This window comes from Rhizobium acaciae (assembly GCF_025941625.1).
Taxonomy (GTDB): domain Bacteria; phylum Pseudomonadota; class Alphaproteobacteria; order Rhizobiales; family Rhizobiaceae; genus Rhizobium; species Rhizobium acaciae.
Genome location: NZ_JAPCZO010000026.1, coordinates 58,772 through 72,665 on the forward strand (window position 1 = coordinate 58,772; position 13,894 = coordinate 72,665).

Annotated in this window: 14 protein-coding genes; 5 read left to right on the top strand and 9 right to left on the bottom strand. The window is 62.7% G+C overall.

What is annotated here, in order from left to right; genetic code table 11:
- Nucleotide 1: 1 nt before the first annotated feature.
- The 8 genes from eutC to ehuR form a co-directional block, all read right to left on the bottom strand.
- Nucleotides 2–994 (bottom strand): ectoine utilization protein EutC, encoded by a 993-nt coding sequence (gene eutC, locus OLZ32_RS31705; protein WP_264396271.1) that lies wholly within the window; start codon nt 992–994, stop codon nt 2–4.
- Nucleotides 991–1,992, bottom strand: a complete 1,002-nt coding sequence (gene eutB / locus OLZ32_RS31710; protein WP_264396272.1) for a hydroxyectoine utilization dehydratase EutB — start codon at nt 1,990–1,992, stop codon at nt 991–993. The genes eutC and eutB overlap by 4 nt, the downstream gene beginning before the upstream one ends.
- A 4-nt stretch (nt 1,993–1,996) precedes the next feature.
- Nucleotides 1,997–2,776 carry an ectoine utilization protein EutA gene (gene eutA / locus OLZ32_RS31715; protein WP_264396273.1) on the bottom strand — a complete coding sequence of 260 codons (780 nt, stop codon included), beginning with the start codon at nt 2,774–2,776 and terminating at the stop codon, nt 1,997–1,999.
- 2 nt (nt 2,777–2,778) lie between these two features.
- Entirely contained in the window at nt 2,779–3,438 is a 660-nt protein-coding gene (ehuD, locus tag OLZ32_RS31720) for an ectoine/hydroxyectoine ABC transporter permease subunit EhuD (RefSeq protein WP_130713013.1), read from the bottom strand.
- Between the two features lie 4 nt (nt 3,439–3,442).
- Nucleotides 3,443–4,102: an ectoine/hydroxyectoine ABC transporter permease subunit EhuC gene (gene ehuC / locus OLZ32_RS31725; RefSeq protein ID WP_003550191.1), complete on the bottom strand. Its 660-nt coding sequence runs from the start codon at nt 4,100–4,102 to the stop codon at nt 3,443–3,445.
- 70 nt (nt 4,103–4,172) lie between these two features.
- Nucleotides 4,173–5,021 (bottom strand): ectoine/hydroxyectoine ABC transporter substrate-binding protein EhuB, encoded by an 849-nt coding sequence (gene ehuB, locus OLZ32_RS31730; protein ID WP_264396274.1) that lies wholly within the window; start codon nt 5,019–5,021, stop codon nt 4,173–4,175.
- Between the two features lie 56 nt (nt 5,022–5,077).
- Nucleotides 5,078–5,863 carry an ectoine/hydroxyectoine ABC transporter ATP-binding protein EhuA gene (gene ehuA / locus OLZ32_RS31735; RefSeq protein ID WP_003550189.1) on the bottom strand — a complete coding sequence of 262 codons (786 nt, stop codon included), beginning with the start codon at nt 5,861–5,863 and terminating at the stop codon, nt 5,078–5,080.
- 122 nt (nt 5,864–5,985) lie between these two features.
- A complete protein-coding gene (gene ehuR / locus OLZ32_RS31740) occupies nt 5,986–7,371 on the bottom strand; it encodes a MocR-like ectoine utilization transcription factor EhuR (protein WP_264396275.1) in 1,386 nt (461 codons plus the stop codon).
- A 101-nt stretch (nt 7,372–7,472) separates the two neighbouring features.
- Between ehuR and OLZ32_RS31745 the strand changes: the two genes are divergently transcribed.
- The 5 genes from OLZ32_RS31745 to OLZ32_RS31765 all read left to right on the top strand — a co-directional run bounded on the left by OLZ32_RS31745 (nt 7,473) and on the right by OLZ32_RS31765 (nt 12,677).
- Nucleotides 7,473–7,970: an Lrp/AsnC family transcriptional regulator gene (locus tag OLZ32_RS31745; RefSeq protein ID WP_017991305.1), complete on the top strand. Its 498-nt coding sequence runs from the start codon at nt 7,473–7,475 to the stop codon at nt 7,968–7,970.
- 120 nt (nt 7,971–8,090) lie between these two features.
- A complete protein-coding gene (locus OLZ32_RS31750; protein WP_264424335.1) occupies nt 8,091–9,587 on the top strand; it encodes an NAD-dependent succinate-semialdehyde dehydrogenase in 1,497 nt (498 codons plus the stop codon).
- A gap of 56 nt (nt 9,588–9,643) precedes the next feature.
- Nucleotides 9,644–11,023, top strand: a complete 1,380-nt coding sequence (locus OLZ32_RS31755; RefSeq protein WP_264424337.1) for an aspartate aminotransferase family protein — start codon at nt 9,644–9,646, stop codon at nt 11,021–11,023.
- 14 nt (nt 11,024–11,037) lie between these two features.
- Nucleotides 11,038–12,111 carry an alcohol dehydrogenase family protein gene (locus OLZ32_RS31760; RefSeq protein WP_003550182.1) on the top strand — a complete coding sequence of 358 codons (1,074 nt, stop codon included), beginning with the start codon at nt 11,038–11,040 and terminating at the stop codon, nt 12,109–12,111.
- Between the two features lie 170 nt (nt 12,112–12,281).
- Nucleotides 12,282–12,677, top strand: a complete 396-nt coding sequence (locus OLZ32_RS31765) for a DUF4112 domain-containing protein (protein ID WP_003550181.1) — start codon at nt 12,282–12,284, stop codon at nt 12,675–12,677.
- A 146-nt stretch (nt 12,678–12,823) separates the two neighbouring features.
- Here OLZ32_RS31765 and OLZ32_RS31770 read toward each other — a convergent pair whose 3' ends face one another.
- Complete coding sequence (locus tag OLZ32_RS31770) at nt 12,824–13,861, bottom strand: Gfo/Idh/MocA family protein (RefSeq protein ID WP_264424339.1); 1,038 nt, start codon at nt 13,859–13,861, stop codon at nt 12,824–12,826.
- Nucleotides 13,862–13,894 lie beyond the last annotated feature (33 nt).

Consider the following 13,894-nt stretch of genomic DNA (forward strand, 5'->3'; position numbering starts at 1 on the left):
GTCAGCTTTCGAACGTGGTCCCGGCTTTCGCCGCGCCGGCGCGGGCAAAGGCGAGCGTGGCGATGGCGGTGTCCTGGATGCCGGTCCCGGTCAGGTCCGCAATGGTGATCTGGTCGTTACGCGTCCGTCCCGGCGTCCGGCCGGCAACGATCTGACCGAGCTCGGCAAAGACCGCATCGCCTGCGACCAGCCCGGCATCGATTGCGTGATGCAATTCGCCGAGACGCCGCGTCTGCTTCAAGCTGTCGGCAACGTAAAGGTCGGCCCCCGCGATGGCGGCCGGATCGATCTCATTCTTGTGCTCCGCATCCGAGCCCATGGCCGTCAGATGCTGTCCGGGTCCCAGCCATCCGGCCACGATGATCGGCGTTTCCGACGGCGTGGTGGTGACGATGAGATCAGCGTCGGTCATTGCGCCTCTGGCGTCCGGTGTCGCGGTGACGGGGAAGCCGAGCTTTGCCCCCAATTCCGCTGCCACGCTTTGCGCCTTGGCGGCATCGCGCGCCCATATCCTGGCCTCGCGGATCGGACGGACCAGAGTCAGTGCTTCAAGCTGCAGCCGCGCCTGCATACCTGCACCGAAGATCGCGGCCACGGACGCATTTTCCCGCGACAGATGTTTCGCCGCCACAGCGCCGGCTGCTGCGGTGCGCACGTCGGTGAGATAGCCGTTGTCCAGCAGCAGCGCCTGCACCAGTCCGGTTCGGCTCGACAGCAGCACCATCATGCCGTTGGTGCTCGGCAGGCCGATTTTGGGATTGTCGAAGAAGCCGGGGCTGATCTTGATTGCGAAGCCCTCGATGCCGGGCACATAGGCGGTCTTCACGTCGACTTCGCCGCGATTTTCCGGAATGTCGAGCCGCAGGATCGGCGGCATGGCGACAGCCTTGGTCGCAAGGGCTGCGAAAGCGGCCTCGACGCAGGCGACCGTATCTCGGTCAAGCCCGATGACTTTCCTCAGTTCCGCTTCCGTCAGAATGAGCATCCGGCTCATGGTCTCTCCTCGCCGTAGAGCGGCAGCGTAGCGCTGATCACCCGCCGATGCTGCTCCATGTCGACATTCGCCCCGGACAGGATCGCGACGATGGGACCTCCGCCCCTGATTTTTCCGGCAAGCAGTGCGGCGATGCCGACCGCGCCAGCGCCTTCGACGACCTGGCGTTCGCAGGCATAGGCATGGCGCATGCCCACGGCGATTTCCGCCTCGGTCAGCAAGATGACGTCGTCGAGAAGGTCGCGACACATGGCAAAGGTGACGCGATTGCCGAGGCCAATGCCGCCGCCGAGCGAGTCGGCAAGGCTCGGCACTTCCTCGACCTGCACCGGCCGCCCGGCATCGAGGCTTGCCTTCATCGCAGCACCCTTCTCCATCGTCAGGCCGATCACCTTGGTGTTCGGACTGATGCCTTTGACAGCGGCGGCAACGCCGGCCGCAAGGCCGCCGCCCGAGAGCGGCACCAGCACGATTGCCGCCTCCGGCACGGTGTCGATGATTTCGAGCCCCAGCGTCCCCTGCCCGGCCACGACATCAGGATGGTCGAAGGGCGGGACCATCACCAGCCCCTCCTCGCGAACCAGCCGGTCGACCTCCTGCTGCGCCTCGTCCTGCGATACGCCGACGATGCGGACATGGGCTCCGAGGCGGCGGATCTCCGAAACCTTGTTCTCCGGCACCAGCCGCGACATGCAGATGGTCGCGACGGCGCCTTCCGCCTTTGCCGCATAGGCAAGCGCACGGCCGTGATTTCCGGTCGAGGCCGCGACGACGCCGCGCGAGCGCTCTGCCGGCGACAAGGAGAGCACCGCATTGGTTGCCCCACGCAGTTTGAAGCTGCCGGTCGTCTGGTGATGCTCGAGCTTGAGATGGACAGGCACGTCGGCCAATTCGCCAAGGGAAGCGGACTGCACCATCGGCGTGCCGATCACGCGGCCGGCAATCCGGCGCGCCGCAGCGCGGAAATCCTCCAGCGAAACGGGCAAGGCGCTCACCATGATCTCAGCCTTCCCGATAGGGCTTGGCCATCAATTGACCGAGTTCGGGCCGCGCCCGATCATCGCCGCAAAGCCGCAGGCAAGCCCAGGCGGTCGCGAGATTGCTGGTGACCACCGGCTTGCCGATTTCAGCCTCGATCCGGGCCGCGACCTCTGCTGCCCGCACCGCCGTACAGGAGATAAACAGCGCGTCCGACTGCGGCGCCAGCGCCTGGTGCGCGAAGGCAAGGATCTCGTCCGGCGCGATCCGCGCCATCTCGCGGTCATCGGTCAGGCCGAGACAGGTGAAGCGGTCGATCGCAAAGCCGAGATCCGAAAAATAGTCCGCCATCGGCCGGCTGGTCGCGATCGTATAGGGCGTCAGCACCGAAATCCGTCTGGCGCCCAGCGCCTTCAGGCCGGTCACGGCGGCAGCCGTCGGCGTCACGACGGGAACGCCGGGCTTGGCCGCATGGATCGCCCCCTCGATGTTCCGGTCGCCGATCACCACCGAGGCGGAGGTGCAGGAATAGACGATGGCATCGAGCGCCTCGTCCGGCAGGATCAGTGCCGCGCCTCCGGTCAGCGACGGCTGCATCCTCAAGAGGTTTTCCGGCGTGACCGGATTGGCATAATGGATGCGGCTGACATAGACGCCGAGGCGATCGCTGGCGACCATGCGCTGGAAGTCGACTTCCGTCGTGTGGTCGGTCGCGAGGATGACCAGGCCGATGCGCTTTTCCAGCGGCCGGTCCTCCATCCGCGGTGGCCGGCCGGCTGCGATGATCTCAATCTCTACGGTCATGATCAGTCGTCCATCCTGGCGTAGCGTTCCTCGAGCCAGCGTAACCCCACCACCGAGATCAGGCTGATGACGAGGAAGAAGATGCCGACCAGCGTCATCGGCTCGATGTAGCGGTAATTGCTGTTGGCGATGCTCTTTGCCTGGTTCATGAGTTCGAGCACGGTGATCGCCGAAAGCAGCGGCGTCTCCTTGAACATGGCGATAAAATAATTGGCGAGCGCCGGAATCATCGGCGGGATTGCCTGCGGCAGGATCACGTGGATCCAGGCCTGGCGCGTCGTCAGATTGGTGGCCTTGGCCGCCTCCCATTGTCCGCGCGGCACGTTCTCGATGCCGGCGCGATAGACTTCGGCGGTATAGGTCGCATAGTGAATGCCCATGCCGATGACGCCGGCGACCAGCGGCGCCAGCCGGATGCCGATATCCGGCAGCACGTAGAAGATAAAGTAGAGCTGCACCAGCAATGGCGTACCGCGGATGAATTCCGAGACGAAAGCGACGGTCCTGGAAATGCCGGCGACCGGTGATCGCCGCGCAATGGCGAGCCCCAGGCCGACGATCATGGCGACGGCAGCGCCGAGGATGGTCGCGAGAAGAGTGATCTTGAACCCTTCGAGAAGGGTAGGCATGATCTGCCAGACGAAGTCCCAATCCCATTCCATCCGATCAGGTCCTTATGCCGTCGAGGCTGCGCGCCATCCGCCGCTCCAGCCAGCGCATCGTCGCGGAGATCGCCGAGGCCATGAGAAAATAGAGGATGAGGATCGTCGCGAAGGGCACCAGCGTATTGCCGGTCTGAGCCCGCACCACCTGCGCCTGGAACGTCATATCCGTCAGCGAGATCAGCGACACGACAGCCGTGCCCTTCAGGAGTTCGATCGCATTGTTGCAGAAGGTCGGCAGCATCAGCGGCAGCGCCTGCGGCAGGATGACGTGGCGCATGCGCTGGTATCGCGAAAGGTTGAGCGCGATGCAGGCTTCCGACTGTTCGCGCCCGACGGCCTTCACGGCGCCGCGCACCACTTCCGCCGCATAGGCTCCGACATTCAGCCCGAGCGCCAGCACGCCTGCCTGCAGCGGCGTCAGGGTCAAGCCCGCAAACGGCAACACGAAATAGACCCAGAAGAGCTGGACGAAGATCGAGGTGCCGCGGAAGAACTCGATATAGGCCGTCGCCAGAGCCCGCACGGCGAAGAAGCGCGACAGACGGCCGAGGCCCGCCAGGAAGGCCATCACCAGCGCCAGTGCAGACCCCATGATCGTCAATTCGAGCGTCACCAGGGCGCCCTCAAGGATCAGTGTCAGATAGCCGGACCATACCGACATCGGCAGCTCACTTCTCTGGAGATAGGACGATCCGGCCATGCCTGGGGCATGGCCGGCTGCTTACCCTTTGTTACTTCGCCGCAGCGCAGAGCTTTTCGCGGCTCGTCGACATCGCCGCCTTGGCCGAGAAACCGTAGGGCTCGATGATCTTGGCGAATTCGCCGGATTCCTTCAGCTTCTTCAGCTCGACATCGAAGGCGTCGCGGAGCGCAACGTCCTGCTTGCGGAAGGCAGCGCCATCGCAATAGACCGGCGCATTGACGACGGGAGCGACGGTTTCAAGGTTCGGATCGTTTGCCTTGGCCATCAGGTCATGGATCGAAAGGACCGGCAGCGAGTAGACGTCGATGCGGCCGTCCTGCAGCATCTTGATGCCGCTCTGGCCATCCGGAACGACGATGACGCGATCGCGCGGCACGCCGGCCTCGAGCGCCAGCTTCTCCTCGGTGCCGCCGCCCGGCGCGCCGATCTTGGCGTCCGGATTGTCGGCGATGTCCTTGTAGCTCGTCAGCTTGAGCGGGTTGCCCTTCTTGAGAGCGAAAGCTTCGGCGTCGCAAAGGATCGGCTCGGAATAGGCGACGGCGTTGCAGCGCTCTGGCTTCATGAATAGGCCCGCGGTGATCGCGTCATGACGGCCGGCCTGCAGGCCGGGGATCATCGCGCCATATTCCGAGATCGAGGCGACCACTTCCTTGACACCCAGCTTTTCGAAGATTGCGCGGGCCACATCGGGTGCAGCGCCGGACACCTTGCCGTCGGCGCCGACGGCGGTGAACGGCGGCTCGTTGGCGATGGCGATACGCGCAAAGCCTTGCTCCTTCAGCTGCTCGAGCTTCTCATCGGCGGCGGAGGCAGGCGAAGCCGCCGTGATCAGAAGCACCGACAGGCTGGCGGCGCTCAAAAGATATCCTGTTTTCATCGTTCCCAACTCCTCTGATTTTCCTTGAGTTTTGTTCTTGCGGGCAATGTCTGAGGTCAGACGCGGTGCCCCGCCGCAATGATCTTGCGCAGGAAGGTCTGCGTCCTCTCCTGCGTCGGATTGCGAAAGATGTCGCCCGGCTTGCCTTCCTCGACGATCTTGCCGCGATCGAAGAAGAGCACACGGTCGGCGAAATCATGGGCAAAGCCCATTTCATGCGTGACGAGAAGCATGGTCATGTCGGTCTCGGAGGCGAGCCGCCGCATGACGTTCAGCACCTCCTCGACCAGTTCCGGGTCAAGCGCCGAGGTCACCTCGTCGAACAGCATGATCTTCGGTGACAGCGCCAGCGCCCTAGCAATGGCGACGCGCTGCTTCTGCCCGCCGGAAAGTTGCGCCGGGACACTTTTAGCCTTGTCGGCCAGGCCGACCATATCGAGAAGCTCCATCGCCCGCTTTTCGGCCACGGGCCTCTTGATGCCCTTGGTCAGCATCGGCGCCAGCGTCACGTTGTCGAGCACGCATTTATGCGGGAACAGATTGAAATGCTGAAAGACCATGCCGATCTTTTCGCGCATGCGATGCAGATGCCGTTCATCGGCCGGCACCAGCCCGCCGCCATTTGGCATATGGTAGAGCTGTTCGCCGTCGACCTCGATATGGCCGCCGCTGATCGTCTCCAGAGTCATCAGAATGCGCAGGATCGTCGTCTTGCCGGAGCCGGACGGCCCGATCAGCGCCAGCTTCTCGCCCGGCATGACATTCATCGACAAGCCGTCGAGCACGGTCAGCGGGCCGTATTTCTTGACGATGTTGTCGATGCGGATGATGGGCGGAAGCATTCATGTCTCTCCCTGTTGAGACAAGTAATGTCCTAACGATGACGGTCCATCAAAATCATGTCAATTCGTAAAATAATATCATGACAATTATTCTGACTATGCTCAAACGCAAGGCAGCGGCATCAAATCGCAAGCAGCAGCTCTTCCGGATTTCCTTGCGCCAATGAGGCGACGATGCCGAGCCCGGTCCGCAGCTCGCCTTCGGTTGTCGAACCAAGCGAGATGCGCACGGCCGGCGTCCAGCCCTGATCGGTGGTGTGGAACGATTTGCCTGGCGCGATCGCCACGCCGCGCAGCCTTGCCTGCGATACGAAACCGTCCTCCGTATGGTTGCCTGAGAGCGGCAGCCAGACGTGCAGGCTTTGCGGGTGCGCCCGGTACGGCAGGCCGGCCAGCATCTCCGCCGCGATCGCGTGCCGGCTCAAAAGCGCACGGCGCTGCCAGTGGACGAGTTCCATCGCCGTGCCGTCGCTGACCCAGCGGGTGGCGATCTCGGCCATGGCAGGCGTCGCCATCCAGTTGGAGACGAGATGCCGGTTGGCGACGGCGGCGACATAGCGGTCAGGCGCGGTGAGATAGCCGATCCGCAAACCAGGAACGGTAATCTTCGTGAAGCTCGTAACGTAGAGTGTCCGCTCCGGCGCAAACGCGGCCATCGGCGGCGCACGACCCTCGACCATCGGGCCGAGAATATCGTTTTCGATGATCGCGATATCATGTTTCGCAGCGACGCTGGCAAGCGCCTGCCTGCGCTCCGCGCTCATCAGCGCCGCCATCGGATTGATCACCGAGGGCTGCAGGAAAATGGCCCGGATCGGTCCCTTTCGGCAGGCTTCGTCCAGCGCTTCGGGGATCATGCCCTCCTCGTCGATCGCCAGCCCTTCCAGATGCAGACCGAGATAGGTCGAGAGCGGCACCAGCGTATGATGGCTGATCGCTTCGGTCGCAACCGTCGAACCGGGCGGGGCAACGCTCATCAACGCCACCGTCATGCCCGATGTCGCACCGTTCGTCACGCTGATGTTCAGCGGCGATACCTCCAGCCCGCAGCGCGCCAGCCATTCCGTGGCGACGGCGCGGTGGCGCGGAAACACCATGTTCGGCCTGAACGAAAGGGCCGAGCTGGAAGGCAGGTTTTCCGAAAGCCAGCCGAAGGCCTGCCGCAGCCTTTCCAAATGGATCTGCTCGCAGACCGGCTTCAGGATCGACAGATCGATCACCTCGCCCAGCCTTTCCGGCAGATAGGGTGGCTCCGGCTCGCGCGGCCTGGTCTGGACAAAGCTGCCGCGTCCGATCTCGCCTGATATCAGCCCCCGGCGGATCAGCTCGTCATAGGCGCGGCTGACCGTTTGCACGGAAAGATGCAGATCATCCGCCATCTTGCGATGCGGCGGCAATTGTGTGCCGTCGGAGAGCTTGCCGTCGGTGATCGCGCTTGCGATCTGTTCGGCAAGCGAGAGATAGGCCGGCCGGCGGAGTTGAGAGGGATCGGGGCGCCACTTTGTCATGATTTTAACACTGCTGAAAATCAGTTCAATTGACAATGCCAAAATGCGCTCCCATTGTCTTTTCCCTGCGTTTGAAATGATTTCTTTCTAAAGAAAGCACCATGAAGCTCGACGCCATCGACCTGCGCATTCTCGACGCCGTCCAGCGCGACGGCCGCATCACCAAACTGGCGCTGGCCGAAAAGGCTGGGCTGTCGCCGACGCCGTGCTGGATGCGGCTACGCAAGCTCGAAAAGGCCGGGATCATCACCGGTTACCACGCGCGTATCGCGCCGCGGCGCATCGCGCCGGTCGCCAGCGTGATGATGGAAGTGACACTCGCCAATCATCGCCAGGCGGATTTCGAACGCTTCGAGCGCGCCGTGACCGCAATCCCGGAGATTGTCGCCTGCTGGTCGGTCGGCGGCGGCGTCGATTACATTCTGAAGATCATCGCGCCCGATATCGACGCCTATCAGCGGCTGGTCGACGGGCTTCTCGACCGCGAACTCGGCATCGACCGTTACTTCACCTACATCGTCACCAAGACGGTCAAGGAGGACACAGTCCTTCCGGTCTCTTCCTTCACTGCCATCGGTGAAGAACAGAGCGCGTCGTAGACAATCTCTCTGCCAGGCCGCCGTTCTTTAGACCATCTCTCTGTTTTCGCATCCGCCAACAGACAATCTCTCGCCCGCTCCCGTGGAAGACTGACGTCAACCGCCACGAGGAGACTGGATATGACCGCCGTTTTTGCCCGCCCCGCCTATCATGACGCGCTGTCGCGGCTCGCCGACCGTCATCTCCTGCGCGATCTGGCCTATGTCGGCGGCCGATGGATCGCCAGCCAATCAGGGAAAAGTATCGAGGTCACCGATCCCGCCTCTTCGGCGACGCTGGCCTGGGTTGCTAGCCTTGGCGCGGATGAGACGGCAGTGTCGATCGATGCTGCGTCGGAGGCTTTTGCCGGCTGGCGCGCAATGCTGCCGCAGAGCCGCGCGGCGATCCTGCGCAAATGGTTTGAGCTGATGCTTGCGGCCAAAGAGGATCTGGCGCTGATCATGACGCTCGAACAGGGCAAGCCGCTGGCGGAATCGCGTGGCGAGATCGATTATGCCGCCTCCTTCGTCGAATGGTATGCCGAGGAAGGCAAGCGGCTGAACGCAGAAAGCGTCACCAGCCATCTGCCCGGCGCGGAAATGATCGTTCGGCGCGAGGCGCTCGGCGTCGTCGGCATCGTCACGCCCTGGAATTTCCCTTCTGCGATGCTCACCCGAAAGGTTGCCGCAGCGCTGGCCGCCGGCTGCACGGTCGTTGCCCACCCCTCCTCCGAGACGCCGCTTTCGGCACTTGCCCTTGCCGAGCTCGGCGAGCGTGCCGGCATTCCCGCCGGCGTCTTCAACGTTGTCACTGGCAACGCCGCAACGATCGTCGGACGGATGTGCGCCGACAATCGCGTGCGCGCCATGAGCTTTACCGGCTCCACCGGGATCGGACGGCTGATCGCCGCCCAATGCGCGCCGACCCTGAAGCGGCTGGTGATGGAACTCGGCGGCCACGCTCCGCTGATCATCTTCGACGACGCCGATATCGAAAAGGCGGTCGAAATCGCCCTCAACGCCAAGTTTGCAACCTCCGGCCAGGATTGCCTCGCCGCCAATCGCATTTTCGTCCAGCGGCGCATTGCCGATACCTTTACCAAGGCCTTCGCAGACCGCATTGCCGAACTGAAGGTTGGTCCAGGGCTCGAGGATAGCGCCGAGATCGGACCGCTGATGCATGAACGCGCTGTCGCCAAAGTCGAGGAACAGGTCTCCGACGCGCTGGGACATGGCGCACGGCTCGTCACCGGCGGCAGGCGTCACAAGGCCGGCTGGCTTTTCTATGAGCCGACGCTGCTGACCGATGTGCCGGCGGATGCGCTGATCATGCGCGAGGAGACTTTCGGGCCCGTGGCGGCCATTGCCGCCTTCGACACGGAAGACGAGGTTATCGCCCGCGCCAACGATACCGAATACGGCCTCGTCGCCTATATCGTCACGGAGAACGGCGCCCGCCAGATGCGGCTTGGCCGTGCGCTGGAATACGGCATGGTGGCCGTCAACCGGGTGAAGATCACCGGCGCTCCCATTCCCTTCGGCGGCTGGAAGCAATCCGGTCTCGGCCGCGAGGGGTCGCGCCATGGGCTCGAGGCCTTCACCGAGCTCAAATATCTCTGCATCGACACGGCCGCCTGACCCATTTCAAGTGAGACCCCATTTTCAAGCCCCCATTTCAAGAAAGAGGCTACGACATGCTCGACAGAAGCAACGAACTCACCGCCTGGGACCGTGATCACTTCTTCCACCCCTCGACCCATATGGGCGGGCATGCCCGCGGCGAGACGCCGACCCGTGTCGTCGCCAGCGGCGAAGGTGTCTACATCACCGACACGACAGGCCGCAAAAGCCTCGACGCCTTTGCCGGCCTCTATTGCGTCAATGTCGGCTACGGCCGCCAGAAGATCGCCGACGCGATCGCCGAGCAGGCAAAGAACCTCGCCTATTACCACGCCTATGTCGGCCACGGCACGGAAGCCTCGATTACGCTGTCGAAGATGATCATCGACCGCGCCCCCACCGGCATGAGCCGCGTCTATTTCGGCCTCTCCGGCTCGGATGCCAACGAGACCAACATCAAGCTCATCTGGTATTACAACAACATCCTCGGCCGTCCGGAAAAGAAGAAGATCATCTCCCGCTGGCGGGGTTATCACGGCTCCGGCGTCATGACCGGCAGCCTCACCGGCCTTGCCCTCTTTCACAACGCTTTCGATCTGCCGCGGGCGCCGGTGCTGCACACCGAAGCACCCTATTATTTCCGCCGCCCCGACCGGTCGATGAGTGAGGAGCAGTTCTCGCAATATTGCGCCGACAAGCTCGAGGAGATGATCATCGCCGAAGGCCCGGAAACGGTCGCCGCCTTCATCGGCGAACCCATCCTCGGCACCGGCGGCATCGTGCCGCCGCCGAAAACCTACTGGCAGAAGATCCAGGCCGTGCTCGACAAATATGACATCCTGCTCGTGGCCGATGAAGTCGTCACCGGCTTCGGCCGCCTCGGCACGATGTTCGGCTCGGATCATTACGGCATGAAACCGGACCTGATCACCATCGCCAAGGGACTGACCTCGGCCTACGCTCCCCTTTCCGGCACAATCGTTTCGAACAAGATGTGGCAAGTCCTGGTGCAGGGTTCCGATCAGATGGGAGCGATCGGTCACGGCTGGACCTATTCCGCCCATCCGATCTGTGCTGCCGCAGGCATTGCCAATCTCGAACTGATCGATGAACTCGGCATTGTCGAGAATGCCGGCGCGACTGGCGCCTATTTCCGCTCGGAACTCGCAAAGGCCGTCGGCGGCCACCGAAACGTCGGCGAAGTCCGCGGCGACGGGCTGATGGCGGCCGTCGAATTCGTCGAGGACAAGGACGACCGAAGGTTCTTCGATGCCGGCCGCAAGATCGGCCCGCAGGTCGCCTCTGCCCTCCTCGAACGCGGCGTCATCGGCCGCGCCATGCCGCAGGGCGACATCCTCGGCTTCGCCCCACCGCTCTGCCTGACACGCGAGGAGGCCGACATCGTGGTCAAGGCCGCGGCGGATGCGATCGAAACCGTCTTCAAGAACATCTGAGGGAGAAGATCGGCATGACGATCCCGGAAAAGATGGCGGCCGTATTGCTCACCGGCCATGGCGGTCTGGACAAGCTCGTCTATGACAGCGACGTGCCCGTCCCGAGACCCGCGGACGGCGAGGTTCTGATCCGCGTCACGGCCTGCGGCATGAACAATACCGACGTCTGGGTCCGCCAAGGCGCCTATGGCACCGAGGACGATCCGTCGGCTGTCTCCACATGGCGCAGGCAAGGCAATACGCTGACATTCCCGCGCATTCAGGGCACCGATACGGTCGGCCATATTGTCGGCGTCGGCCCCGGCGTTGATCCGGCACGCATCGGCGAACGTGTCATGGTCGACTTCTCGATCTATAACCGCGACGACGACAGCCTCGCCGACATCGATTACATGGGCCATGGCCGCGACGGCGGTTATGCAGAATATATGGCACTGCCGGCCGAGAATGCCCATGTCGTCGCAACCGATCTGACCGACGTCGAACTCGCCACCTTCTGCTGTGCCTATCTGACCGGCGAGCGCATGCTGGAACGGGCAAGGCTTGTCGCCGGTGAACGCGTCCTGGTGACCGGCGCCTCGGGTGGCGTCGGTTCGGCGATCATCCAGCTCGCGCGGGCCCGCGGCGCCATCCCGATCGCGGTCGCCGGCCCCGGAAAGGAGGCGGCGATGCTCGACATCGGCGCCGAGGCGGTAGTAACCCGCGGCAAGGGCGATCTGGTCGAAGCCGTCCATGCCGCCAGCCGTGGCCAGCCGATCGATGTCGTCGCGGATCTCGTCGGCGGACCGCTGTTCAACGATCTCCTGAAGATCCTGCGCCCCGAAGGCCGCTACACGACAGCCGGCGCCATCGCCGGCCCGGTCGTCCAGCTCGATTTGCGGACCATGTATCTGAAGCAGCTGGAGCTGCACGGCTCAAGCCAGGGAAGCCGCGCCGACTTCCGTCGGATCGTCGGCTATATCGAAAGGGGGAAGATCCGGCCTCTCGTCGGCGGCGTCTATCCGCTATCGGAATTCCACCGCGCGCAGACCGATTTCATGGCGAAGAACTTTGTGGGCAAATTGGTCGTGGTTCCCGACGAGACATGATCCTTGCTTTCGCGGGCAACCTTATCGGGTTTGCAGCGTTTCACGGCCATGGAACATCATGATGGCACCGGGCTTTCGCTGCGTCGGAATATTTCGCAGCAATGCGATGACATCCTTCCCGCGCCCTCATTCGAGGAGGCGGAACGGTCGTCCGCGCCAAAAGGTCGCTGATGCCAGCCTCGGCCAGCACGAAACATCTGACGTCCATCGAACTTGGAAGAATTCGGCGCGCCGTCGGCATAGCGCGCCTGATGGATACCGCGGTCAGATTGCCTGTCATCGGCGTGCGGATCGGTGCAGACTCGATTCTCGGCCTTATTCCGGCCGTCGGCGACATTGCCGCATCCCTCATCGGTCTTTTCATCATCGATGAGGCAAGACGCCTCGGCATTCCCACCCACAAGCTCGCACGCATGGCCGTCAATCTCGGGATCGACGCCGCCGGCGGAACCATTCCCCTGCTCGGCGATATCTTCGACGTCTATTTCAAATCTCATCGCCGAAACGTCGGCATCATTCTCGACCACTTTGGGATCAGCGAAGACGAATTGAACCGGCGCATCTGACCAAGCCGACGTCCCTTTGCAATTCCCCTGTCGAGGAATTTGTACGAGGCTGTCAGCGCCGGTTCCAAGGAGGCCGCATAACCGGTGCCCTCGCCTTGAAACGACGAGCAACCTGCAAAGGTGGCACCGAACTGGAGCGCCTTCGCTTAAAGTTCGGTCAGAGCGCCGGCCGTCTTCACTGCGTGGTCGAGAACGAATTGCAGCTTGGCTGCGTGGCCGAAACCAGGCTCATCCGGCTGCCCGTTTTGCACGGCATTTGCAAAACGCTGGAAATTGGTGATTACCGGTTCGACCTCGATCTTACGCCAGATTGCCTTGTCGGCATCGGGACCTTCGCAGGCCCTGAGTGTCGAACCTTCAGGCGTATGCACCACCTCCAGCGCGCCCTTGTCTCCATGCAGGCGTAGGCGCAATTCGTTCAGATGGCCAGTCGCCCAGCGCGTTGCGTGGATGACGCCAGCGGCACCGTTTTCGAGTTCAGCCATCATCAGGAAACTGTCATTGGCGTCGAGATCATACTCGCCGATCCGATTTCCGGGGCTCTTGTCGAACACCTTGAGATGCGATGCGGCCGCCTTGACGTCACTTCCGGCAGCAAAAACCGCGAAGTCGAGAATATGGATACCGACATCGCCCAGCACGCCATTGGAACCGTGCTTTGTCGACAGCCGCCAAAGCCATTGCGATTCCTTGGTCCAGTCGCCCCACGCCTTTGAGACCAGCCAGCTCTGGAGATAGGACGCTTCGAAGTGGCGGATCGCGCCGAGGCGTCCGTCCAGCACCATTTTACGCGCTGCTTGCAGCGGCGCTACATTACGATAGGTAAGGTTTACCATCGTGACCTTGCCGGACGCAGCAGCAGCGTCGGCCATCTCTTTGGCTTCACGGTAGTTTACCGCCAGCGGCTTCTCGCAGAGGACATGCTTGCCGGCGCCGAGTATCTTCATTGTCGTGGAATAATGCGCGCGATCCGGCGTGACATTGGTCACGGCGTCAAACTCTCCCCAGGCAAGGGCGTCATCAAGCGACGTGAAAGTAAGTGGGATACTATGCCTGAGCGCGAAGGCCCGCAGCCGGACCTCGTCCGTATCGACAGCAGCAACAATTTTTACGTCGGCGATTTCGGAAAAATTCATGGCATGGGTGTTTGCCCATCCTCCGGTTCCGAGAATGATCAAGCGCATTTTTGTCCTCATGGTCGTTTATCGAAATCATTA

Excerpts from the sequence above, each read along its gene's own strand:
- eutC (WP_264396271.1), bottom strand. The coding sequence starts at position 994 with ATGAGCCGGATGCTCATTCTGACGGAAGCGGAACTGAGGAAAGTCATC.
- eutB (WP_264396272.1), bottom strand. The coding sequence starts at position 1,992 with ATGGTGAGCGCCTTGCCCGTTTCGCTGGAGGATTTCCGCGCTGCGGCG.
- eutA (WP_264396273.1), bottom strand. The coding sequence starts at position 2,776 with ATGACCGTAGAGATTGAGATCATCGCAGCCGGCCGGCCACCGCGGATG.
- ehuD (WP_130713013.1), bottom strand. The coding sequence starts at position 3,438 with ATGGAATGGGATTGGGACTTCGTCTGGCAGATCATGCCTACCCTTCTC.
- ehuC (WP_003550191.1), bottom strand. The coding sequence starts at position 4,102 with ATGTCGGTATGGTCCGGCTATCTGACACTGATCCTTGAGGGCGCCCTG.
- ehuB (WP_264396274.1), bottom strand. The coding sequence starts at position 5,021 with ATGAAAACAGGATATCTTTTGAGCGCCGCCAGCCTGTCGGTGCTTCTG.
- ehuA (WP_003550189.1), bottom strand. The coding sequence starts at position 5,863 with ATGCTTCCGCCCATCATCCGCATCGACAACATCGTCAAGAAATACGGC.
- ehuR (WP_264396275.1), bottom strand. The coding sequence starts at position 7,371 with ATGACAAAGTGGCGCCCCGATCCCTCTCAACTCCGCCGGCCGGCCTAT.
- OLZ32_RS31745 (WP_017991305.1), top strand. The coding sequence starts at position 7,473 with ATGAAGCTCGACGCCATCGACCTGCGCATTCTCGACGCCGTCCAGCGC.
- OLZ32_RS31750 (WP_264424335.1), top strand. The coding sequence starts at position 8,091 with ATGACCGCCGTTTTTGCCCGCCCCGCCTATCATGACGCGCTGTCGCGG.
- OLZ32_RS31755 (WP_264424337.1), top strand. The coding sequence starts at position 9,644 with ATGCTCGACAGAAGCAACGAACTCACCGCCTGGGACCGTGATCACTTC.
- OLZ32_RS31760 (WP_003550182.1), top strand. The coding sequence starts at position 11,038 with ATGACGATCCCGGAAAAGATGGCGGCCGTATTGCTCACCGGCCATGGC.
- OLZ32_RS31765 (WP_003550181.1), top strand. The coding sequence starts at position 12,282 with ATGCCAGCCTCGGCCAGCACGAAACATCTGACGTCCATCGAACTTGGA.
- OLZ32_RS31770 (WP_264424339.1), bottom strand. The coding sequence starts at position 13,861 with ATGCGCTTGATCATTCTCGGAACCGGAGGATGGGCAAACACCCATGCC.